At 54.4% G+C, this 23,803-nt stretch carries 17 protein-coding genes, 2 tRNA genes and 3 rRNA genes; 10 read left to right on the top strand and 12 right to left on the bottom strand.

The features are described 5' to 3' along the window. On the top strand, positions 1-244 hold a 244-nt coding region (locus WC612_02430; protein MFA6279632.1), incomplete at its 5' end, for a hypothetical protein. Between the two features lie 215 nt (positions 245-459). Here the strand turns inward: WC612_02430 and rrf are convergent. The 8 genes from rrf to aroC all read right to left on the bottom strand — a co-directional run bounded on the left by rrf (position 460) and on the right by aroC (position 9,466). Beyond that, positions 460-574 (bottom strand): 5S ribosomal RNA (rrf, locus tag WC612_02425). Positions 575-677: 103 nt separating this feature from the next. Then, positions 678-3,424, bottom strand: a 23S ribosomal RNA gene (locus WC612_02420). 439 nt (positions 3,425-3,863) lie between these two features. Next, positions 3,864-3,939: transfer RNA gene (locus WC612_02415), tRNA-Ala, on the bottom strand. Positions 3,940-3,961: 22 nt separating this feature from the next. Beyond that, positions 3,962-4,038 (bottom strand) — tRNA-Ile (locus WC612_02410). Between the two features lie 160 nt (positions 4,039-4,198). Beyond that, a 16S ribosomal RNA gene (locus WC612_02405) occupies positions 4,199-5,689 on the bottom strand. Together the 16S, 23S and 5S rRNA genes with 2 tRNA genes alongside form the textbook arrangement of a ribosomal RNA operon. Before the next feature lie 681 nt (positions 5,690-6,370). Further along, positions 6,371-7,075: a DNA repair protein RadC gene (radC, locus tag WC612_02400; GenBank protein MFA6279631.1), complete on the bottom strand. Its 705-nt coding sequence runs from the start codon at positions 7,073-7,075 to the stop codon at positions 6,371-6,373. A gap of 181 nt (positions 7,076-7,256) precedes the next feature. After that, on the bottom strand, positions 7,257-8,255 hold the full coding sequence (map, locus tag WC612_02395) for a type I methionyl aminopeptidase (protein ID MFA6279630.1): 999 nt from the start codon (positions 8,253-8,255) through the stop codon (positions 7,257-7,259). Between the two features lie 143 nt (positions 8,256-8,398). Next, positions 8,399-9,466: a chorismate synthase gene (gene aroC, locus WC612_02390; GenBank protein ID MFA6279629.1), complete on the bottom strand. Its 1,068-nt coding sequence runs from the start codon at positions 9,464-9,466 to the stop codon at positions 8,399-8,401. A gap of 208 nt (positions 9,467-9,674) precedes the next feature. On the opposite strand from aroC, the gene WC612_02385 reads away from it, so the two are divergent. Next, complete coding sequence (locus WC612_02385; protein MFA6279628.1) at positions 9,675-10,937, top strand: hypothetical protein; 1,263 nt, start codon at positions 9,675-9,677, stop codon at positions 10,935-10,937. Between the two features lie 26 nt (positions 10,938-10,963). On the opposite strand, the gene fabI is transcribed toward WC612_02385, so the two are convergent. Continuing rightward, positions 10,964-11,821: an enoyl-ACP reductase FabI gene (gene fabI / locus WC612_02380; protein MFA6279627.1), complete on the bottom strand. Its 858-nt coding sequence runs from the start codon at positions 11,819-11,821 to the stop codon at positions 10,964-10,966. 321 nt (positions 11,822-12,142) lie between these two features. Between fabI and WC612_02375 the strand changes: the two genes are divergently transcribed. Continuing rightward, positions 12,143-12,985: an undecaprenyl-diphosphate phosphatase gene (locus tag WC612_02375; GenBank protein MFA6279626.1), complete on the top strand. Its 843-nt coding sequence runs from the start codon at positions 12,143-12,145 to the stop codon at positions 12,983-12,985. Between the two features lie 7 nt (positions 12,986-12,992). On the opposite strand, the gene WC612_02370 is transcribed toward WC612_02375, so the two are convergent. Both WC612_02370 and WC612_02365 read right to left on the bottom strand, forming a co-directional pair. Next, positions 12,993-13,400, bottom strand: a complete 408-nt coding sequence (locus WC612_02370) for a (deoxy)nucleoside triphosphate pyrophosphohydrolase (GenBank protein MFA6279625.1) — start codon at positions 13,398-13,400, stop codon at positions 12,993-12,995. Positions 13,401-13,415: 15 nt separating this feature from the next. Further along, positions 13,416-14,405: an ABC transporter ATP-binding protein gene (locus tag WC612_02365; protein MFA6279624.1), complete on the bottom strand. Its 990-nt coding sequence runs from the start codon at positions 14,403-14,405 to the stop codon at positions 13,416-13,418. Positions 14,406-14,484: 79 nt separating this feature from the next. On the opposite strand from WC612_02365, the gene polA reads away from it, so the two are divergent. Further along, a complete protein-coding gene (polA, locus tag WC612_02360; GenBank protein MFA6279623.1) occupies positions 14,485-17,355 on the top strand; it encodes a DNA polymerase I in 2,871 nt (956 codons plus the stop codon). 37 nt (positions 17,356-17,392) lie between these two features. On the opposite strand, the gene WC612_02355 is transcribed toward polA, so the two are convergent. Further along, positions 17,393-17,839, bottom strand: a complete 447-nt coding sequence (locus WC612_02355) for a hypothetical protein (protein ID MFA6279622.1) — start codon at positions 17,837-17,839, stop codon at positions 17,393-17,395. A 131-nt stretch (positions 17,840-17,970) separates the two neighbouring features. On the opposite strand from WC612_02355, the gene WC612_02350 reads away from it, so the two are divergent. From WC612_02350 to WC612_02325, 6 genes are all read left to right on the top strand, one after another. Next, positions 17,971-18,261 (top strand): hypothetical protein, encoded by a 291-nt coding sequence (locus WC612_02350; protein MFA6279621.1) that lies wholly within the window; start codon positions 17,971-17,973, stop codon positions 18,259-18,261. A 12-nt stretch (positions 18,262-18,273) separates the two neighbouring features. Next, on the top strand, positions 18,274-18,666 hold the full coding sequence (locus WC612_02345) for a hypothetical protein (protein MFA6279620.1): 393 nt from the start codon (positions 18,274-18,276) through the stop codon (positions 18,664-18,666). Positions 18,667-18,945: 279 nt separating this feature from the next. Continuing rightward, positions 18,946-19,833, top strand: a complete 888-nt coding sequence (locus WC612_02340; GenBank protein ID MFA6279619.1) for a 4-(cytidine 5'-diphospho)-2-C-methyl-D-erythritol kinase — start codon at positions 18,946-18,948, stop codon at positions 19,831-19,833. Positions 19,834-20,174: 341 nt separating this feature from the next. Then, entirely contained in the window at positions 20,175-21,518 is a 1,344-nt protein-coding gene (locus WC612_02335) for a peptidoglycan DD-metalloendopeptidase family protein (protein ID MFA6279618.1), read from the top strand. A 75-nt stretch (positions 21,519-21,593) separates the two neighbouring features. After that, complete coding sequence (lptF, locus tag WC612_02330; GenBank protein ID MFA6279617.1) at positions 21,594-22,718, top strand: LPS export ABC transporter permease LptF; 1,125 nt, start codon at positions 21,594-21,596, stop codon at positions 22,716-22,718. Further along, positions 22,715-23,803, top strand: a complete 1,089-nt coding sequence (locus WC612_02325) for an LptF/LptG family permease (protein ID MFA6279616.1) — start codon at positions 22,715-22,717, stop codon at positions 23,801-23,803. Before lptF ends, WC612_02325 begins: the two co-directional genes overlap by 4 nt.

Genomic DNA, 23,803 nt, shown 5'->3' with positions numbered 1-23,803 from the left:
CCTTCGCTCACTGGAAAAACAAGGTCAAAATACATCGAGGATTGAAGAAGGATCGGCGGAGAAAAATGATCAGCTTTTTGCTCTCAAAATCGTGAATCTACCCACACCTTTTGATCATTATGCCGAAATTGCTGCGCTAACTGGACTAGCTTTTGATCCTCTGGCGCCGGAACCACCAAAAGAACCTTCCAAAAATTATATGGCTTTTCCATTTTTATTGCCCCCAAAGGAAAAAAATCAATGAGCGATCCCAACATAACAGTATCGTTAATACAAGCGTGTTCATTGCTTTCAAGCATGAAAAGCCCCTCATTTTTCCATGGAGGGGTGTAAAATGGTCGGCGCAAGATTCTTAGAATAAGCGTTTCCACGAAAAAACCCCCATGGAAAACCATGGGGGTTTTAAATTGGCTTAAAATAGGATTTGAACATTTTGTTTCTTCTTTTTCTGTCCAGAAGATCTGGCGGTGTCCTACTCTCCCGGGCCTTAAGGCAAAGTACCATCGGCGCAGAGGGTTTTCACGTCCGAGTTCGAGATGGGATCGGGTGCAGACCCCTCGCTATAGCCACCAGATCATCTGGACAGAAAGAAAAGAAGCAATGAAAGCGTACAGTCAGAGTTAGGACGCTGGGTTTTAAAGGCCAGCGCCTCACTTATAAATATCTGATTTCAGATAAGGATCAAGCCTATCGAGCTATTAGTACCGGTTAGCTACATGCATTACTGCACTTCCACATCCGGCCTATTAACGTGGTGGTCTACCACGACTCTCTGGGAATTCTAGTTTTGAGGCAAGTTTCACGCTTAGATGCTTTCAGCGTTTATCTTTTCCGTACTTAGCTACTCGGCGATGCCGCTGGCGCGACAACCGATACACCAGAGGTACGTCCATCCCGGTCCTCTCGTACTAGGGACAGATCCTCTCAAAATTCCTACACCCACGGTAGATAGGGACCAAACTGTCTCACGACGTTTTGAACCCAGCTCACGTACCACTTTAATCGGCGAACAGCCGAACCCTTGGGACCTTCTCCAGCCCCAGGATGTGATGAGCCGACATCGAGGTGCCAAACGACGCCGTCGCTATGGACGCTTGGGCGTCATCAGCCTGTTATCCCTAGAGTACCTTTTATCCGTTGAGCGATGGCCCTTCCACGAAGAACCACCGGATCACTATGACCGACTTTCGTCTCTGCTTGACTTGTCAGTCTCGCAGTCAGGCTAGCTTGTACCATTGCACTCAACAGCTGATTTCCGACCAGCTTGAGCTAACCATCGCGCGCCTCCGTTACACTTTGGGAGGCGACCGCCCCAGTCAAACTACCCACCATGCAGGGTCCTTGTCCGTGATTCACCGGACGAAGTTAGATATCAAGGAACATAAGGGTGGTATTTCACCGGCCACTCCACCCAAGCTGACGCCCAGGCTTCAAAGTGTCCCACCTATCCTACACATACGTTCCCTAATACCACTGCAAAGCTATAGTAAAGGTTCATAGGGTCTTTCCGTCTAGCCGCGGGAACCCCGCATCTTCACGGGGAATTCAATTTCACTGAGTCGATGTTGGAGACAGTGGGGAAGTCGTTACGCCATTCGTGCAGGTCGGAACTTACCCGACAAGGAATTTCGCTACCTTAGGACCGTTATAGTTACGGCCGCCGTTTACTGGGGCTTCAATTCAGAGCTTGCACCCCTCCTCTTAACCTTCCAGCACCGGGCAGGCGTCAGACCCTATACGTCGTCATGTGAGACTTCGCAGAGCCCTGTGTTTTTGTTAAACAGTCGCTACCCCCAATTCTGTGCCCCCCGCCCAAACTTGCGTTCGAGCGGGGCCCTCTTATCCCGAAGTTACGAGGGCAATTTGCCGAGTTCCTTCAACATCGTTCTCTCAAGCGCCTGAGTATACTCAACTCGTCCACCTGTGTCGGTTTAGGGTACGGACTATACGCTGGGGCTATTTCCTGGAAGCTGATCAGACGCCATCAGAAATCCGATAACGTCAAACATCCTTTCAACTCCGTCACCACCAGCAGGCCACTGAATATTAACAGTGTTCCCATCGATTACGCCTTTCGGCCTCACCTTAGGGACCGGCTCACCCTGCGCGGATTAGCCTTGCGCAGGAACCCTTGGACTTACGGCGAGAGTGTTTCTCACACTCTTTATCGTTACTCATGTCAGCATTCTCACTTCCGATACCTCCAACCGCTCTTACGAGTCGATCTTCACAGGCTTACGGAACGCTCCGCTACCGCGCGTCTTACGACGCACCCATCGCTTCGGTGGATGACTTGATCCCCGTTACATTTTCGGCGCAGGCCGGCTTAACTAGACCAGTGAGCTATTACGCTTTCTTTAAAGGATGGCTGCTTCTAAGCCAACCTCCTGGCTGTCTTGGCCTTCCCACATCCTTCCCAACTTAGTCACCACTGGGGGACCTTAGCGGATGGTCTGGGCTCTTTCCCTCTCGACTACGGACCTTAGCACCCATAGTCTGCCTCCCAAGTTAAACTCTTCGGTATTCGGAGTTTGGTTAAGTTTGGTAAGGCTCGCGCCCCCCTAGCTCATCCAGTGCTCTACCCCCGAAGGTCATCACTTAAGGCTCTACCTAAATAGATTTCGCGGAGAACCAGCTATTTCCTAGTTTGATTGGCCTTTCACCCCTAACCACAGCTCATCCCCGTCTTTTTCAACAGACGTGGGTTCGGTCCTCCAGCAAGTGTTACCTTGCCTTCAACCTGGCCATGGCTAGATCACTAGGTTTCGGGTCTCATCCATGCAACTCAGTCGCCCTATTCAGACTCGCTTTCGCTTCGCCTCCACCTATCGGCTTAAGCTTGCTGCATAAACGAACTCGCTGACCCATTATACAAAAGGTACGCCCTCACCCTTGCGGGCTCGGACTGTTTGTAAGCATTCGGTTTCAGGTACTATTTCACTCCCCTCATCGGGGTGCTTTTCACCTTTCCCTCACGGTACTTGTTCACTATCGGTCACAGAGGAGTACTTAGGCTTGGAGGGTGGTCCCCCCATGTTCAAACAGGATTTCACGTGTCCCGCCCTACTCAAGAATTAATCTCTTCATCTACTCTTACGGGGCTATCACCCACTATGGCTCACCTTTCCAAGTGATTCTGATTTGAAAAGACCAATTACTGGCCTGGTCCGCGTTCGCTCGCCACTACTTGCGGAGTCTCGGTTGATTTCCTTTCCTCCAGGTACTTAGATGTTTCAGTTCCCTGGGTTTGCTTCACAAACCTATGTATTCAGTTTGTAATACACCTTACGGTGTGGGTTTCCCCATTCGGACATTTCCGGATCAAAGCCTACTCGCAGCTCCCCGGAACTTATCGCAGCGTGTTACGTCCTTCATCGCCTCTCTGTGCCAAGGCATCCACCAAATGCTCTTGTCATGCTTGATCCTTATCAGAAGCCAGATGTTCTCATAAGCTTGTACCAATACAAAGCTTCATCTTGCGCTTGCAGGGCTGACATATTGACCCCAGCCCCTTTCGGGAGGCTGTCCAGACCTTTAGGTAAATCTGGGTGGGCCTGCCTGCAGGCTAACTTCTGACTGTCTTGTTTTACGTTTTCCCGCTCCTCTTGCACTCGACATGCAAGGTTTGCACGTAAAACAAAACGCTTTCATTGCGATTGCCCTTATCATCATCACAATGACAGGTACAATCAGTTCAAATCCTATTCACAATGGCCAAGAACATCCGCCGCACCCCGAAGAGCGGGGCGGAAACTTTTTTCTTCTCTCGGAAAACCAAAAAGGCACGCTTGCTTTTAACTGGTGGAGCTGATCGGGCCCGTGCGCGAAGCGCACAAAACAAAATCAGAAACACGCCGTTTAACTGGTGGAGCTGATCGGGATCGAACCGACGACCCTCTGCTTGCAAAGCAGATGCTCTCCCAGCTGAGCTACAGCCCCGTTAAATCGCAGCGAAATTGAGTGGTGGGCCTGGTAAGATTTGAACTTACGACCTCACGCTTATCAAGCGCGCGCTCTAACCAGCTGAGCTACAAGCCCCTCGAATGCAAAAGCGAACTTTTGCAAACTGGCTTCCGTGAGAAGGGATACGTAGACGGCGGAACCGGATGACCCGCGTGATTTGGGTCAGCAAGAATATCAAGTACTAAGTTTTGATGTGAAGGTGTCCGAAGACAAAATCAAACATCAAAATCCTTAGAAAGGAGGTGATCCAGCCGCAGGTTCCCCTACGGCTACCTTGTTACGACTTAGCACCAGTCATCGACCCCATCGTGGTCGGCTACCCCCTTGCGGTTAGCTCACCGACTTAAGACAAAACCAACTCCCATTGCTTGACGGGCGGTGTGTACAAGGCCCGGGAACGTATTCACCGTGGCATTCTGATCCACGATTACTAGCGATTCCAACTTCATGCACTCGAGTTGCAGAGTGCAATCTGAACTGAGATGGCTTTTGGGGATTCGCTCCAGCTCGCGCTTTCGCATCCCACTGTCACCACCATTGTAGTACGTGTGTAGCCCAGCCCGTAAGGGCCATGAGGACTTGACGTCATCCCCGCCTTCCTCCGGCTTATCACCGGCGGTTCCTTTAGAGTGCCCAGCATAACCTGGTAGCAACTAAAGGTGAGGGTTGCGCTCGTTGCGGGACTTAACCCAACATCTCACGACACGAGCTGACGACAGCCATGCAGCACCTGTGTTCCACCCGGCCGAACCGAAGGATCTGATCTCTCAGACCCATAATGGACATGTCAAGAGCTGGTAAGGTTCTTCGCGTTGCGTCGAATTAAACCACATACTCCACCGCTTGTGCGGGCCCCCGTCAATTCATTTGAGTTTCAACCTTGCGGCCGTACTCCCCAGGCGGTATGCTTATTGTGTTAACTGCGACACCCAAGGGCAAAGCCCCCAAACGTCTAGCATACATCGTTTACGGCGTGGACTACCAGGGTATCTAATCCTGTTTGCTACCCACGCTTTCGTGCCTCAGCGTCAATGTCGGACCAGTGAGCCGCCTTCGCCACCGGTGTTCTTCCCAATATCTACGAATTTCACCTCTACACTGGGAATTCCACTCACCTCTTCCGAATTCTATTCTGACAGTCTCAAACGCAGTTCCTGGGTTGAGCCCAGGGCTTTCACATCTGACTTATCAAACCGCCTACGCACCCTTTACGCCCAGTAATTCCGAACAACGCTAGCTCCCTTCGTATTACCGCGGCTGCTGGCACGAAGTTAGCCGGAGCTTATTCTGTAGGTACCGTCATCATCGTCCCTACCAAAAGAACTTTACAACCCGAAGGCCTTCATCATTCACGCGGCATGGCTGGATCAGGGTTTCCCCCATTGTCCAATATTCCCCACTGCTGCCTCCCGTAGGAGTCTGGGCCGTGTCTCAGTCCCAGTGAGGCTGGTCATCCTCTCAGACCAGCTATAGATCGTAGCCTTGGTGAGCCATTACCTCACCAACAAGCTAATCTAGCGCGGGCCCATCTTTTGGCGATAAATCTTTCCCCCGTAGGGCTTATTCGGTATTAGCGTCAGTTTCCCGACGTTATTCCGAACCAAAAGGTAGGTTCCCACGTGTTACTCTCCCGTGCGCCACTAATGTATTGCTACATCCGTTCGACTTGCATGTGTTAAGCCTGCCGCCAGCGTTCGTTCTGAGCCATGATCAAACTCTCAAGTTGAACTTGAGCATGTAACTTGCGTTACAAAATCTCACATAGCTTTATCGTATTTTCCGTTTTTCAACGGACATTGTTCAAACTAAATCTCAGGGTTTTTGGTTTGTTTCTTCCTGCTCTTGCGAGCAAAAAGAAATTCTACTTAAACTTGTCAATCTAGGATGTCACATACGACAAAACCGAAAACCACATTCTAACACTTGAGGCATTAGAATATGGCGTTTGGATATTCCCCAGCCAGAAACGCCAGACCCGAAGGTCAAAACATTTCCCGCCACAGAACCGCCGTCTGCGCATCCCTTCTCATTACCTATTCACGATGTCCAAGAACATGGATCCTTTCGAGATCCGAACCAACCCACAGAAAAAGCGACACTCACACACCCCAAGCTTTGCATTTGCTTGTCTTGGGCCATGGCTTGTCGAAGTGTCAATAAGTTAGCCACCGGAAGTCGTTGTTATCGGCGTCCGATGAAAAGCAACCTACTGCCTTTCTTTCCGCTTGTCTAGAGAAAAATAACTTTTTGTTGTGGATAATTAATTTTTCCCTAAAGCCCTTAGAAAATGGCTCAAACGCATGGTTTTTTAGGCCTTTCCGACAACCCTGACAACCCTTTTTTGGCGGCTATGCACAAAAAATATGCTTTCACCCCCCCCCCAAAAAAAGGGGGGGGGAAAGAGCCGTTACAACAGCCCTAGCGCCTTAAAACTCGCCACTTCATCGCGGCCCACGATGAGGTGGTCGTGAATCACGATATCAAGAGGCTTGCAGGCCGCCTGAATCGCACGAGTCATATCGATATCGGCCTTGCTGGGTGTCACGTCACCACTGGGATGATTGTGCGCCAAAACCAAGGCCCCCGCGCCGACTTCCAACGCGCGCTGCACGATCTCACGCGGGTAGACAGGCGTGTGATCGATTGTGCCACGCTGCTGCACTTCCTCGGCAATCAGGCGATTGCGGCGATCCAGAAACAGCAAGCGAAAATGCTCCTTCGCCTCATGCGCCATCGCCGCGCGGCAGTAATCCACGACACGTTGCCAGCTGTCCAACACAGGACGCGCGATGATGGTCGACTTCAGCCCGCGCCGCGAGGAGGCCGCCGTCGTCTTGAGCAAACAAATCGCGTTATCGCTAAGACCAAACGCGCGAAGCCTTTCAACAGGGGCGTTCAAAAGACTCCACAAGCCATCGAACTCATCCAAAAGTTTTTTCGCCAAAGGCTTCACGTCACGACGCGGAATCGCCGCAAACAACAGCACCTCCAGCAATTCGTAATCCTTCAGCGAATCCGCGCCCGACTCGATCAGCCGCGCACGCAAACGATCCCGATGCCCTTCATAGTGAGGCTTTTCACGCACCCGTTTCTCTGGAAAGGCTTCAGTCATAATGCACCAAGAGAAAGGGCGCTTTCTCTTACGTCATCCCCGCGCCCTCGTCCCGCCGCCCTTGCGGCGGGCGAAAGGGCAAAGCGGGGATCCCGTTTCCTTGTTTGAAATCGCAAGAAACCAAACGGGACTCCCGCTTTCGCGGGAGTGACGGTGTTTTTTTCTGGCGCCCCTTTTCTCATCACAACGTCTCCGCTCCCTCATACGGCGGGCAGTGCCAGCCCTTGGGTGAGCCGGTAAAAATCTCATAGCCCGTTTCCGTCACCGCCAAGGAATGTTCGAACTGCGCGGTGAGCGAGCGATCCTTGGTCACCGCCGTCCAGCCATCGGGCATAACCTTGACCGCGAATTTGCCCGCGTTGATCATCGGCTCAATCGTCAGGAACATGCCCACACGAAGCACCGTCCCCTGCCCCGCACGCCCATAATGCAAAACGGACGGCGCGGTGTGAAACACGCGGCCCAACCCATGCCCACAAAAATCACGCACGATAGAAAAACCAAAAGGCTCGGCATAAGACTGAATCGCATGGCCGATATCGCCGATTGTCGCGCCGTCGCGCACCACGCCAATGCCGCGCATCATGGCCTCATACGTCACCTCGACAAGACGCCGCGCCTTAAGCGAAACTTTATCGCCAACATAAAACATGCGGCTGGTATCGCCATACCAGCCGTCAAGAATCACCGTCACGTCAATGTTGGCAATGTCGCCGTTTTTCAGCTTCCGGTCGCTGGGGATGCCATGACACACCACCTCATTCAGCGAAATGCACGTCGCCTTGGGATAGCCCCGATAGCCCAAAGGCGCGGACACCGCGCCGTGATCGCGCGTGAACGCATCGCACAAATCATTCAAAGCGTCCGTTGTCACGTCCGGCCGCACAAAAGGCGTGATGTAGTCCAAGACCTCCGCCGCCAAGCGCCCCGCCTTGCGCATGCCCTCAAAGGCCTCAGCGCCATGGCACTTGATCGTCTCCCTGTCTTCGCTTTCGCCCTGTTCGTTCATACCGCGTCCTAATCCCCAATAAACGGCCAAAAAACTGAGAATCAGGATAATCGGAAAAAGCAGCCAGCGCCACCCCTCACCCAAAAGCCAACAAAAAAGGCCTCGCGCCGCCACGAAGCCTTTCCTTCCCTGAACTCTGTGCTCTGGCCCCTGAACTCTAACTTCGGACACAGCTCCGCACAGCAATGTCAATAGCAGAATCTTCCCGCTACGTCAAGGGAAAAAAGCGGATAACGCCAGTTTTATTTCCCTTATAAATCAGAGCGTTGCCAAATATGTCGGAAAAAACACCGTTTTCTATCCCGCTTAACCGCCTATTGATACGCCTTTTGCCGCAGCATGGCGTCGGCCAGAACGCAGGCCACCATCGCCTCGCCTACGGGCACGGCGCGAATCCCCACGCAAGGGTCATGGCGGCCCTTGGTCACAATTTCCGTATTCTCGCCCTGCACATCGATGGTCTGGTGCGGCGTGAGGATTGAGCTGGTCGGCTTCAGCGCAAAACGCGCCACAATGTCCTGCCCCGTCGAGATACCGCCCAGAATGCCGCCCGCATGATTGGAAAGGAAAACGGGCTTACCATCCTTGCCCTTTCGCATTTCATCGGCATTTACCGCGCCCGTAAGCGCCGCCGCCGCAAAGCCACTACCAATCTCCACGCCCTTCACGGCGTTGATGGACATCAGCGCGCGCGCAATGTCGCTATCCAGCTTGTCATAGAGAGGATCGCCCCACCCAGCGGGAACGCCGCTGGCATGAACCTCAACCACCGCGCCAACGGACTGGCCACCCTTACGGATTTCTTCAAGATAATTTTGCCAAAATACCGCCGCCTTAGCATTGGGACTGAAGACGGGATTGCGATCAACCTCGCCCCAGTTCCATTCGCTGCGATCCACAATATGTTCGCCGATTTGCACCATCGCACCGCGCACCGTAATGCCTTCGCCCAAAACCTTACGCGCCACCGCGCCCGCCGCGACGCGGCAAGCCGTCTCGCGCGCGCTAGAGCGTCCGCCGCCGCGATAATCGCGAATGCCGTATTTGGTCTGATAGGTGTAATCCGCATGGCCCGGACGGAATTTATCTTTAATCTCGCTGTAATCTTTAGAGCGTTGATCCGTGTTTTCGATCATGAGGCTGATGGGAGTGCCCGTCGTCTGCCCTTCAAACGTGCCCGACAGGATCTTGACCGTATCGGCTTCCTGCCGTTGCGTCGTCAAGGGCGACTGGCCGGGTTTGCGCTTGTCCAAAAAGGGTTGGATATCCGCCTCGGTCAGGGGCAAGCGAGCGGGGCAGCCATCAATCACAACACCAATCGCAGAGCCGTGGCTTTCCCCCCATGTCGTGAAGCGAAACAGGGAGCCGAAAGAATTAGACATGTGAGCCTGATTTAAGTTGAAAAAATTAACGCAACAAGACTTATAGCCTATTTGCCACAAACAGAAGCCCTTTTTTATACAACTAGGGGGCGGCATAACGGCAGCGAAACGCCCAGAATTAAGAAAAATTAAGATTCAAAAGATTCACGTCAAATTAAGCACTGCTGTAGTATTCTGCCTTTAAGAAAGTTATTTTTAGAGAACAATTATGCGTAAAAACTATCACCTTCTCAAACAACTTTCCCCACAACCGCCGCCGATGTTTATGGGGGATCCCCTTAAGCTGAATCTGGCTGCGGTCGCGCTGGTGCGCGCCACAAACATTTTTCCTGTGATGGATAAAAACGGCAGCGTTTTTTTTGATACGGGCATTAATGGGGAGCGCCCAAAAGAAAAAGGTTTTCGTAATTCGGTTCATTTTGCTTTGAACCACCACGTTCAGGCGAACAACGGCGGCGACTGGGCGGATGCGCCCTATGTGATTATTGCCGGTTTTGAGGAAACCCACCGTCCTATTCAGGAAAAAATGTCAAAAGCTGGACTGGCGGACAGAACAATGGAGGGGATTCATCTCGGCGCTTTTAATCCTCTCGATACTTGGTTTTGTCTCGGCTATGACGCAAAGTTAGAGCTACCTCACGCTGCGGTTGTTGCGCCACAAAGCCATGACACACGAACAAGTCACACATGGCCAAAATTGAATGATAACGAGCTTTTCAAGATTGAGGGGAACAGAACAACCTACAAACGCACAAATTATACGACGAACGACTTTCTTTCTGTTATGGAAAAAAGCGCGGCGTTTATGGGACTGTTGTCCTATAACGGCATAGAGGAAAAAACCGTTCATGAAATAGCAAATTTAGCGCGGCAGGAAACAGGGTTTAAACTTAACACCGTTCTACGTCAGGCCGGATATGGTAGCGAAGCAATCGCTGTTCTGAATGGCATTTTGCGTTATCAAATTAAAGATTTAGCCACAATCCACACGATGGAAGCCAAAGGTTATCCCTTTATGCGTACGTCAGGCCATAATTGGCAGGGGGTATCCATTGATTCGGCAGAAGACAAAACCATCGATAAAACGGCCCATGAACTGGGGGCAATCTTTGGGGCAGAGAGATACCATAGGCATACGCCCTATAGTGATCTGGAAGACTCTATTAACGGTCTGATCGCCGATACGCCGCGAGATGGGCCTGCTCGATTGAACGGTGTGGTTACAGCCCCCAATGGCATTCAGTATACGCACGCTATGCGCATTGAATCGGCGCTCAACAATCGAAAAATAGATGAATCAACAAGAATTGCCGCGCTTCAATTTTTAAAAGATCGCTACAATGTTTGTTGGGATTGGGAAGATGTTGAGGGGAAATACCGTGCAAAATTATTGGGGCCACCAGCTTCTGCTCCTAGCCTCCCTCACAATATTTCGAGGCACATAAAGGGCAACCCTGCCCCCAGCGCATAGGCTAGATTAGGCCACCGGTCATCCGATCATTTCGCCAAAAAGCCGCTGAGAAGCTCGGTCACAGGCTCGGCCTGCTCAACCGCCATCATGCCGATATTGTGATACCCGCTATCGACGTGCATCACTTCACCCGTCACGCCCGCGCCCAAATCACTGAGCAAATAAAGGGCCGAATGCCCCACTTCAATCGTCGTGACGTTACGGCGCATCGGCGCGTTGATCTCGTTCCAGCGCATGATATAGCGGAAATCGCCGATACCGCTGGCGGCCAGAGTCTTGATCGGCCCCGCCGAGATTGCGTTCACGCGAATGTTTTGTGCGCCCAGATCAACGGACAGATAGCGCACGCTGGCTTCCAGCGCGGCCTTGGCCACGCCCATCACGTTGTAATGCGGCATGACGCGCTCGGCCCCGATATAGCTGAGCGTCAGCAAACTGCCGCCCTCGTTCATCAGCGGCACAGCGCGCTGCGCCACGGCGGTGAAGGAATAGCACGAGATATCCATCGTCTTTAAAAAGTTGGAGCGCGTTGTGTTAACGTAATGCCCGTCCAGCTCGGTCTTGTCGGAATAGGCGATGCCGTGAACGACAAAATCCAGATGACCCCATTTTTCCTTGATCACCGCGAACAGACGGTCAAGGCTGGCCTCATCCGTCACGTCGCAAGGCTCAATGATTGGCGAGTTCAGCGAATTGGCCAATGGCACAACGCGCTTTTGCAACGCCTCGCCCTGATAGGTGAAGGCAATTTCCGCGCCATGGGCCGCGCAAACCTGCGCGATTCCCCAAGCAATGGAGCGATCATTGGCCACGCCCATAATAAGGCCGCGCTTGCCTTCCATCATCCGCCCCGTTAGTGGCGCGTTGATTCCTTTGCTCTCCATAGGTCTATCCTCTTGATTTTTTGGCGCGAGGCGAACTTAGCCCCGTCTGCGGGGACAATTTACACGATTAGCTCCATACGTCAAATGGCATGACGATTTTATGTGGTTTTTCTGGGGCAACTAGGTTAATGAGCAAAGATATGGCCGCTTTCAGATAAAATGATTCAAAAAAACGGGATCCCCGCTTTCGCGGGGATGACGGTAGAGGGATTAAATTAAACACAAAACCTGTCATTCCCGCGCCCTCGTCCCGCCGCACTTGCGGCGGGCGAAAGGGCAAAGCGGGAATCCCGTTTGTTTTCTTTCTCAACGAGTCGTTTCATGAGCCATTTGGTATCAGCACAACGAGAGGGCACTCAATCAATGATCGAGAACTGGATCAATACCGTTATCATGGGCCTTGTCGAAGGCATCACCGAGTTTCTGCCCATCTCCTCAACGGGTCATTTGCTGCTGATGGACAAGATTTTGGGCTTTCAGGGTCCTGCGGGCAACGTCTTTGAGATCGTGATTCAGTCCGGCGCGATTCTGGCCGTTGTCGTCGTTTACTTCCAGCGCCTGTGGCAGGTCGCCGTAACCGCGCCCAAGAACGCAAAGGCGCAGCGCTTTATCGCCGCCGTCTTGCTGGCCTTCCTGCCCGCGATGGTCATCGGCTTTTTCGCGCACGATTTTATCAAGGCGGTTTTGTTTAACCCCACTATCATCGCCATTTCCTTTATCGTCGGAGGCATCGCCATTCTGGTGATTGAGAAGAAAGCCCCCGCGCCATCCATCAATCAGATCGAAGCCATGCCGCTGAAAACCGCGCTGTGGATCGGCTTTGCCCAATGCCTTGCCATGATTCCGGGCGTATCGCGTTCAGGCGCGACAATCATGGGATCGCTTTTGCTGAAGGTCGAGAGGAAAACCGCCGCCGAGTTTTCCTTTTTCCTTGCCATCCCCACGATGGTCGCGGCCACGGTCTATGACCTTTACAAAAACCGTGATTCTCTTACGCTGGATGATGGCGCGGTGATTGGCGTCGGGTTTGTGGTCGCGTTTCTTTCGGCGCTTGTCGTCGTCAAAACCTTTGTCGGGTTTGTGGGCCGCCACGGCTTCGCACCGTTCGCGTGGTATCGCATCGCGGCGGGCATCGTCGCGCTTATCGCGTTGTGGGTGCTTTAGCCCCCGCCTATACCAATGCCTTTTTAACGGCCTCTTTCAGGCCGATGTCGGCGGGCGGCATGGCGTACTGATCGATCTCGTCCGCGCCTGCCCACATCAACGTCTGCCCCTCCATCGCGGTCGGCTCGCCCTGCCACACGCGGCACAGAAAAAGCGGCATGAACAGCTGAAATGCCTCATAAGCGTGGCTGGCAAAAGTCAGCGGGATTAAATCCGTTTCCTGCACGATAAGTGCTAGCTCCTCACGCAATTCGCGCACCAAAGCGCCTTCGGACGTTTCCTTCGGCCCAATCTTGCCACCCGGAAACTCCCACAGGCCCGCCATGTCCTTGCCCGCCGGACGCTGCGCGAGCAGCACGCGCCGCTGCGGATCCATCAGCGCCACCGCCGACACAAACAAAAGAGGAAGGGTCATAAAGGCGCTTTCTCCTCAAAAGAGCGTGGGGAAAGCCTGTTTTCCTGAAGGCGCATCAGGGGTGAGGCCTTTGGTAAATTTCAGGAAAACGTCTTCAAGGTTCGTCTCATACGTCACGATATCGACGATGTTAAGGCCGTTGACCTGCACGCTCAGCATCATTTGCCCCAAGGACAAGGACGCCTTGGCCGCTGGCAGTTTCAGGCGGCGTGGGCTTTCCAGCACCCAACCATGCGGGCGCAGGTTCGGCGGCACGTCATGCAAATCGCGATCCACCGTGATGGTCAGGCTCTTGTTATCCAACTGGCTAAGGAGATTGTCTTTCGTGTCGTTGGCGACGATGCGGCCCTCGTGCAAAATGGCAAGGCTCTCGCACAACTCTTGCGCTTCTTCAAGATAGTGCGTGGTGAGAAGGATCGTCGTCCCCCCCTTTTGCAATTGCTTGATCTGCGCCCATAACGCGCGGCGCTGCTCCACGTCCACGCCCGCCGTCGGCTCGTCCAGCACAAGGATAGGCGGGCGGTGCGCCATCGCCTTAGCCACCATAAGCCGCCGCCGCATCCCGCCCGACAGGCGTCGCGAAGGCGCATCGGCCATATCCATCAATGAGAGCATCTCTAGCAAATAGTTCGTGATCCGCTCTTTGGGAGGCACGCCGTAAAGGCCCGCCTGAAACTCCAGCAGCTCTCGCGGCGTAAAAAAAGTATCGATATTGTTTTCCTGCGGCACGACGCCGATGGCGCTTTTGACGCACCGCTCGTCGCAATCGAGGCTGGCCCCCCACACGGTGACCTGCCCACTTGTTTTAAGGGTCAGACCCGCCAGAATGTTGATGAGCGTGGATTTGCCCGCGCCGTTCGGCCCCAAAAGGCCGAACAAACTGCCTCGCGGCACGACAAGGTCGATGCCGTCCAGCGCCGCTCGCGTGTCGATCCCCCGCTTGCCCTTGTATCTTTTGGCAAGCCCCTTGATCTCAAGAGCGTTAGAGGGTTCGTTTTCGGTCATTTTTGTCATCAACAAGCGTACTCGCAAAAAAGATAGCGTTCCCCTATACTCTACAAGAAGCTCGCGGCGAAGGAAAGACATGACGGATAAAAACGACGATACGCTCTATTTGGTTGATGGCTCTGGCTATATCTTTCGCGCGTTCCATGCCCTGCCGCCCATGACGCGGGCGGACGGTACGCCCGTCAATGCGGTCTATGGCTTTTGCAATATGCTGCAAAAGCTCCTTCTTGACCTGAACGCGCACCGCGTCGCCGTCATTTTCGATGCCGCACGCAAGACCTTTCGCAACGATATCTACCCCGACTATAAGGCTCACCGCCCGCCCACGCCGGACGAGTTGATCCCCCAATTCCCGCTGATCCGGCAAGCGACCCGCGCCTTTGGCGTGCCCGCACTGGAAGTCCTGACCTATGAGGCCGATGATCTCATCGCAACCTATGCCCGCCTTGCCGCCGAAAGCGGGCAAAAGGTGCGGATCGTGTCGGCGGACAAGGATTTGATGCAGCTGATCCGCCCGCTGGTGGAGCTTTACGACCCCATGAAGGCCATCGCGATTACGGAAACAGAGGTTGCAGCCAAGTTCGGCGTCGCCCCCAATAGAGTCGTGGACGTGCAGGCCTTGGCGGGCGATAGCTCGGACAACGTGCCGGGCGTGGCGGGCATCGGCATCAAGACCGCCGCGCTTTTGATTCAAGAATATGGCGATCTGGAGACGCTGCTGGCACGGGCGAACGAGATTAAGCAGCCCAAGCGGCGCGAGGCTCTTGTCCAACAGGCCGACCTTGCCCGTGTATCCAAAAGGCTGGTGACGCTGGACGATCACGTCCCGCCGCCCATGCCGCTAGAGGATATTCGGATCGAAGCCGACCATCACGCCGACCTTATCGCCTTTTTGGAAGAACAAGGTTTCCGCTCGCTCTTGGCAAGGGTGAAGGCTTCACCGTCATTGCGAGCGACCACGCCACAGCAAAGCGGCGGCATGGGAAGCGAAGCAATCCATCACCTGAACCAACAACCATCACCTCTTTTCAATACAACAGGAGATGGATCGCCACGGGGGCTAACGCCCCCTCGCGATGACGAAAAGCCCCCCACCTATACCCTGATCCAAGACGTGGCCGCGCTGCGCCCGTGGATTGCCAAGGCGAAAGAGCAAGGCTTTATCGCGCTGGACACCGAGACGGATTCCCTGTTGCCCTCCACCACCAAGTTGGTCGGCGTGTCGCTGGCCGTGGCGGAAGGCGAGGCGTGCTATATCCCCCTCGCGCACGTCGATCCCGATGCGGCAACGCAGGAAGGCGGCTTTGCCTTTGAGCCGATTAAAGCCCCCAAACAAATCAAAACGGCGGCGCTGGCGGACGCGTTGAGTGAGCTGCTGGCCGATCCATCCGTCCTTAAAATCGCGCACAATCTAAAGTTTGATGCGCAAGTGCTGGGGCAACACGGCCTGACCATCGCGCCGTACGACGACACGATGCTGATGTCCTATGTCCTTGGCGCGGGGCTGCACGGCCACAGCCTTGATGAGCTGGCTCTTCGCCATTTCCAACACAAGATGATTTCCTTTGATGAGGTGACGGGCACAGGCCGCGCCCGCATCACCTTTGATCGCGTGCCGCTGGACAAAGCAACCCCCTATGCCGCTGAAGATGCCGACTATGCCTTGCGCCTGTGGTTGACGCTAAAGCCCCGCTTGGTAGCCGAGCATCTGACCAATGTCTATGAGCGGCTAGAGCGTCCCTTGATCCCCGTCGTCGCGGCGATGGAAAAGGCGGGCATTTTGATCGACCGCACGGTTTTGAAAACCCAAAGTGGCCATCTGGCCACGCGTCTGCAATCCTTGGAAGAAGAAATTCACGCCCTTGCGGGGCATCCCTTTAACGTCGGATCGCCCAAGCAACTGGGCGAGGTGCTGTTTGGTGAGATGGGCCTGCAAGGCGGCGCGAAGGGGAAGACGGGCGCGTATTCCACCAGCCACGACGTCCTAGAGCCTTTGGCCGAAGCGGGAAGCGAGATTGCCCTTAAAGTCTTGGACTGGCGCGGCCTGTCCAAGCTGAAAAGCACCTATACCGACGCGCTGCCTGAGCAAATCAGCCCCAAAACGGGGCGCGTGCATACCTCGTTCTCGCTGGTCGGCGCGGCAACAGGGCGGCTGTCCTCCACCGATCCCAACTTACAGAATATCCCCATCCGCACCGAAGAAGGCCGCGCCATCCGCAGCGCCTTTATCGCGGCTGAGGGATGTGAGCTTCTCTCTGTCGATTACTCGCAAATCGAATTGCGCCTTGCCGCCGAAGCGGCGGGGATCGAGGCGCTGATCCAAGCTTTTCATGACGGGCAGGATATTCACGCGCTGACGGCCAGCCAAGTGTTCGGCGTGCCGATGGCCGCCATGACGCCCGAAATCCGCCGCCGCGCCAAGGCCATCAACTTTGGCATTATCTATGGCATCAGCGGCTTTGGCCTTGCCAAGCAACTGGGCTGCTCGCCATCGGAAGCCGCGTCCTTTATCCGCGCCTATCTGGATCGCTTCCATGAGCTGCGCGAGTGGATGGACTCCACCAAAGAGTTCGCCCACACCCATGGCTATGTCGAAACGATGTTCGGGCGGCGCGTTCATATTCAGGCGATCCACGACAAAAACGGCGCGCGCCGCGCGGGCGCAGAGCGGCAGGCCATCAACGCCCCGTTGCAAGGCACAGCCGCCGACATCATGAAACGCGCCATGATCCGTATGCCCGCCGCACTAGAGGGGGCAGGCCTGAGCGCTAAACTCCTATTGCAGGTGCATGATGAGTTAGTGTTCGAAGTGCCAGAGACAGAAATTAAAGCCAGCGCCGCCCTGATCAAACGCGTGATGCAGGACGCGCCGTTGCCTACCCTCACCCTGCGCGTGCCCTTGGTGGCCGAGGCCGGCCACGCCAAAAACTGGGCACTAGCGCATTAGGAAAGAACCCTAACAGCAATAAAGGGCTTAGCAAGCCCTATGGCTTTACACACACCCATTGGATCATGCCCCTGTTTTCATAATAAATTTGGGGGCATGTATTTGCTGCTCCCACGGCGGCATTAAAATCATTTATGTGTTGAGCCGTAAAGTCTGTAGGGCAAGTACACGCACTGGTAACGATGTTTGGCTGTCGACAATCCCCCGTATTGGGAGAGGCCTGAAAGACGCCCGCTGCATCGCAAATATACGTTTGATATATACCGCCAAACTGCGGTCCCGTAAACGCCTTCCACGCCGTTCCATTACAAAACTCCATAGCCTTGGACGTGCTGTTATAGCGCTGCGTTCCTTCTTTCGCCGCCGAACAAGCCGCCGCATCAGCTCCAACTTTCACGCTGCCAGAAGCATTCACCGCGCCCGCAACATCCAGTTTAGCCGCTGGCGTTGATGTCCCAATCCCGACGTTGCCACTTCCATCCATGCGAAGCCCTGATGTTGCGGCAGCCCATGGCGCAATAACAAATGCACCTTGCCCCCCCCTCTTCAGCCTCTTTTAACCCTTTCGGCGTAGAAGGGGAGGCTCGGTAGCGGCAACTTTCAGGAAATCTCTTCGTGAATATCGGTCTTATTGTCAATGCGCGCGGGAAGCTTTGTCTGGTTCATGATGAACCTTTTGAAGCCACGCCCCTATGGATAGGCTATCATATCGATACGCGCCGCCTAGAGATCATTTTCGACACAGGCAGCACCTATCCCATTGATTGGGAAGCCACGGACGAGATGAACGCCTATCTTATAAAAATCCATAAGATCCTGATCATTCGCATGGAAAACAGGAAACCCGTCGAAGGGTTTGACACCAGCTTCCTGCGACTGAAAGACGGACGCACTCTTGACGATTAGGGGCGCATAGCCATGACAGAACAAGAAATCCCGCCTTCCGACGAGACGGAAGAAAAAGAAGGCAAGAGCGGCAAAGGCAAAGCCGAGTCGGGGGCCCTTGGCCGCTCAGAAGTCGCGGTCGAGCCAGCTTTTTATGAAACGATGGCAAAGTTCGGCGCATCGGTTTCGCAAATATCCGAGATTCTTCGCAATTGGCGTCATCTGCGGGGCAGCGGCCTGACGCGTGCGCTGGCTGATTTTGCGCGTTCCCTGACCCGCGCCTCGGCCCATGCCGAGGTTGAGATCGCCAAAGGCAAGGACTTTGGCCTTCTCCACAATTTGATCCAACATATCAAAACTATGGGACATGCGCCCGAGCAAAAGCACGCGCCGCATAACCAGCATCACGACAAACCGAGTCTTTAAAGAAAACCGCTTTCTCAAAACGGGCGGGCACGTTCGGAAATTAATAGCCTGTGTCAAATAAAATGATTCAAAAAAACGGGATCCCCGCTTTCCCCCTACGCTGCTTCGCAGCTTCGGCGCGACAGGTCGCGGGGATGACAATAGAGGGTTGAAAATAAACACTACTCCCGTCATGCCCGCGAAAGCGGGCATCCCGTTTGGTTTCTTTTTCATGCTCATTTTATATAAGTATAGGCTATAACATCGCACAGCTTTTCTTTAACCCCGCGCGATGAACCGATGCTTGAAACCCTTGCCCCTGCCAAAATCAACCTTTACCTGCATGTTACGGGACGGAGGGAGGATGGCTATCACTTCCTCGATTCGCTGGTGGCCTTCACTAATATCGGGGATTTCCTGCGCCTTGAGCCCGCCGCCTCTTTTTCCTTTGAGATGAACGGCCCCATGGCCGCCGCCCTCGCGCAAGGCGATCACGAAAACAATCTGGCCGTCCGCGCCGCAAGGATCCTTGCCAAGACATTGGACAAGCCGCTGAACCTTCGCCTGACTCTGACCAAAAATCTCCCCATCGCCTCAGGGATCGGCGGAGGCTCCACCGATGCCGCCGCAACCCTGCGCCTTTTGGCCGCGCACTGGCGCATGCCGCCTGATGCGCCCCTCCTCCACGACATCGCGGCCAGCCTTGGCCAAGACGTGCCCTGCTGTATCGCCGCGCAAAGCTGCTATTTTCAAGGTATCGGGGACATCACGACGCCCGCGCAAGACCTGCCGCTCACCCATATCGTGCTGGTCAATCCGAACCAAGCGCTGTCCACGCCTTCCGTCTTTAAGGCGCGAACAGGGGCCTTCACGCCCGCAAATCCGCTGCCGATAACACCCCAAACGCCAACGGAGCTGGCCTCTCTTTTGGCAGCGCGCACCAATGGCCTGACCGAAGCCGCCTGTTCCCTTTGCCCCGAAATCAAGGACGTTCTGGCCGCGCTTCAGGCGCAGCCTGACTGCCTTTTGGCGCGGATGTCAGGCAGTGGTGCGACCTGTTTTGGCCTGTTTGCCGACAGGGGCGCGGCCAAACAAGCCGCCTCGGCCCTCTACAAGGAGCACCCCTCTTGGTGGGTAACAGCGGCCTTCTTGCCCGCCACCATAGAGCCACTGGCTCTTTTATCGTAAGATTGTTTCATCCTTGATCTAAAACAAGCAATTATATTGCTTACCGAAAAGGGGGGATTTCCCCCTGTTTAACAATAGAATCGGTATAGAAATCAATAAGAAAAGAAAGTACCCGTTCCCCCTTTTTCATCAATTCATTAAAAGGCCATACTCTTTTATAAATCCTTGGTTGACAGGAGAAGCTTCAAGGAAGCATCCTTCTGGCCTTGCTGCGCGATCTTTGTTTTAACAACTGCGGAAAAGCACCCTTGTTTTATGTTCGTCTTGGTTCTGTTCACGCGAATACTTTACACGTTCGCAGAACTGCCTCTCTTTTACTGACTGGCCTAATAATTCTTAGTGTGGGGACAACAGGTCACCACTATTGGCCAAGTCTTGCCGGAACGGCTGGTGCCTTTATGCGCGCGGCGGTTCCCGTCGTTGAAGAAATGGCCGATTCCGCCCCGCTTCAAGCTGTCGCAGAAACCGCTAGCGAAGTTCAGGATCTTGCCGCCTCGGTCGTCGCGCAGACACCGGAAAATACGACACGCATTGTTGAGCTTGGCGAAGGCCGCACCTTTGCCCGCATGTTGATGGACGCCGCCCTATCGAGCGATGACGCTCTGGCCGCTGCCACGGCGCTGGGCAACGTCTATGATCACCGCAAGCTTAAGGCCGGACAGGAAGTCGCCTTGTCCATTACCCGCCTTGGCGAAAACAGAACGCTCACGGGTCTGACGTTCTCGCCTGAATCGACCAAAGAAATTTCGATGAACCGTCAACCTGATGGCTCTTTCCTTGCCCAACTTAAAAACACGCCGTTGGAGCGCCAGCGCGTGGCCGCCCAAGGCGAAATCAAAGGCTCTCTTTACGGCGCTGGCGAGCGCGAGGGGGTTCCCCGCGCCATTATGGCTTCTTTAATTCGCGCCTATTCGCATGAAATCGACTTTCAGCGCGACCTGCACGCAGGCGACAAGTTTGAAGTTCTCTACGATCAACCTACCGCCAAAGATGGAACGCCTGTCGGTCAAGGCGTGATTATCTATGCCGCCCTGATTATCAATGATAAAGTCCGCCCCTTGTACCGCGTGACCTTTGGCGACGGTGCGGTCGATTATTTCGATGAACGCGGCAACAGTGTCAAACGCTCCCTTTTGCGCACGCCCGTCGAAGGCGCAAGGCTAACCTCTGGGTTTGGCATGCGCATGCACCCGCTTTTGGGCTATTCGAAAATGCATAAAGGCGTCGATTTCGGCGCGCCAACGGGAACGCCCGTCTATGCGTCAGGCTCAGGCATCGTGGAAACAGCGCAGTTTAACGGCAGCTATGGCCGCTATATCCGTCTGCGCCACAATGGGCGCACACAAACGGCCTATGCCCACCTCAGCCGTTTCGCCAAAGGCGTTTATACGGGCGCACGCGTCCAGCAGGGCGACGTGATCGGGTTTGTCGGCACATCAGGCCGTTCGACAGGGCCGCACCTTCATTATGAGGTTATGGTAGACCGCCAACAGGTCAATCCCCTGAGCGTCAGCATGCCGACAGGCCGTGTCTTGGAAGGCAAGATCCTTAACCAGTTCAAGCAAGGGCAGACCAAGATCAAGCAAGAGTTTCATAATCTGCTTGAAAAGGATGGCACGCCCCAAAACAACGCGCAGGCCACTGACCACGAGCCAACACCTGCGGCCTCCGCCAAAAAATCATAACAATAACGGGTGCGAACGGGATCAAAGGGCGGTATAGTCAGCCGCTCTTGTTGTCTTGCCCGAAAGGACGTTCGCTTGATCCACCGGATCAATCTTTATTTGTTTCGTCAGATTCTAACGGCTTTTCTCTTTTCGGGAATAGCGGTGAGTTTTGTCGTCCTTTTTACGCAATCTTTTCGCCTACTGTCTTTTGTCATCGACAATTCAAGCTCGATGGCCGTTTTTTTCCGGCTTATGGGGCTGATGCTCCCGACGTTCTTGCCCCTTATTTTGCCCATCAGCCTTGGGATCGCCGTCCTTTTCATCTATCACAAAAACGCTGTCGATAGCGAAATCGTCGTCATGCAAGCCGCTGGCATTAGCCCTATGCGCCTCGCCCTTCCGGCGCTGGTCATGGCCGCCGCGACCATCGTGGTCGGCGGGATGCTGACCCTATGGCTCACGCCCGCCGCCAACAGGGCGCTTGTTTCCCTGCAATACCAAGTGCGCGATGAATACTCGGCCTTTATGATCCGTCCGGGGGCGTTTAACGATCTGGCGGAAGGCCTGACCTTTTACGCCCGCCGCCGCTCTAGCGCAGGCGGCCTTGAAGATATTTTGGTTCATGACGTCAGAAACCCCGCCCGCCCCGTGACCATCATGGCCCAAAAGGGTCTTTTTTCCGTTGAGGGGGGGCGTCCTCAAGTGGTTGTTTTCGACGGACGGCGGCAAGAGGTTGACGTTGCCTCAGGCCGGTTGCAACAACTGGACTTTGATCGTTATGTGCTGGATCTTCATTTGCTTAAAAACGAAAAAGACAACCGCCAGCCCGCGCCGCGCGAATTGTCCATAGGGCAACTTTTGAACGCCCAAGCCGCACATGGCACGTCAAACGCAAGCCTGAGCAAAGTCTTGGCCGAAATTCACCAACGCATCGCAGGGCCGTTTCTAGCGCTGACCTTCGCCCTTATGGGGGTAACCGTCGTCCTTATGGGTGACTTTAATCGGCGCGGCATGACGCAGCGCGTTTTTTGGGCGGGCGCGGGCATCGTCGTCGTGCAAGCGGCCATGATTGGCCTTGTATCGCAGATCAACAAACTGCCTTGGATGGCGTTGCTTCTTTACGGGATTATCTTTCTCCCCGCCCTACTTTGCTTTACCCTTCTTCGGCAAGCCTCGCTGCCTTCGTTCCTTATCAAGAAGCCCAAGGGGGCCGCATGAGAGGCTGGACCCTTTTTCGCTATTTAGGGGCACAATACCTCCTTTGGTTTATCTGCTTCTTTGTGGGGCTGACGGGCATCATCTATCTTTTTGAGGTGGCGGAGCTGCTGCGCCGCTCGGCCGATTTGGATCACGCCTCGTTGGGGCTTGTCCTTCGGATGGGGGCCTATAAAATGCCCGACACCATCGAGAAGATTCTTCCCTTTGTCGTTCTCTTCGCCAGCATGTTTACGTTTTGGCGGCTAACCCGCAGCCAAGAGCTGATCGTGGCGCGAGCGGCCGGCGTGTCCGCGTGGCAGTTTCTGGCCCCCGCTTTTATCATCACGCTGCTTTTCGGCCTTTTCCAAGTCACGTTGATGAACCCCGTCGGGGCCTCGATGACCACACGCTATCAGGAATTAGAGGCGCGTTACTTCCGGCAAGGCCCTTCCTTGGAACTCACAGGCGCGGGTCTGTGGCTGCGCCAAGAAGATGCTGAAAAGCGCTATCTTCTTCACGCCGATCAAGTCGCAACCGAGCCGTTGACCCTGCGCCCCCTTATTGTTTTTATTTACGACAAAAATAACGCGTATCTGGGCCGCCTTGACGCACCCCAAGCGGTTTTAAAAAACAGGCAATGGGTTATTTCAAAAGCATGGTTTAACTGGGACGGCCAGATGCCCGTTTATGAGGAATCCTTCACACTTCCCACGGCGTTGACCTTGGATAAAATTCAAGAAAGCATGTCGCCGCCCAACACCATCTCTATATGGCAATTGCCCCGCTTTATCCGTGCGCTGCGAAGCGTTGGCCTTCCCCCCGTCCGTCATGAGCTTAAGCTTCAAACCCTTTTGGCGCAGCCCCTTATGCTTTGCGCCATGGTCTTTTTCGCGGCGGCCTTTTCCTTAAGGCTTAATCGCCGTGGTGGGATCCTTAACGCCATGATGGCGGGAATCTTTACGGGCAGCCTTATTTTTGCGCTTAACAACGTGGTAACAGCCTTGGGATCGAATCAAACCCTTCCCGTCCTTTTGGCCGCATGGGCCGTCCCGCTTATGGCGCTTATTAGCGGTCAGGCAACTTTACTTTATCTGGAAGATGGCTAA

It is taken from the genome of Bdellovibrionales bacterium (assembly GCA_041662785.1).
Taxonomy (GTDB): Bacteria; Pseudomonadota; Alphaproteobacteria; order UBA9219; family UBA9219; genus UBA8914.
Note: the sequence above shows the minus strand (reverse complement) of the source record. Positions and strands in the feature narration are given on the sequence as shown.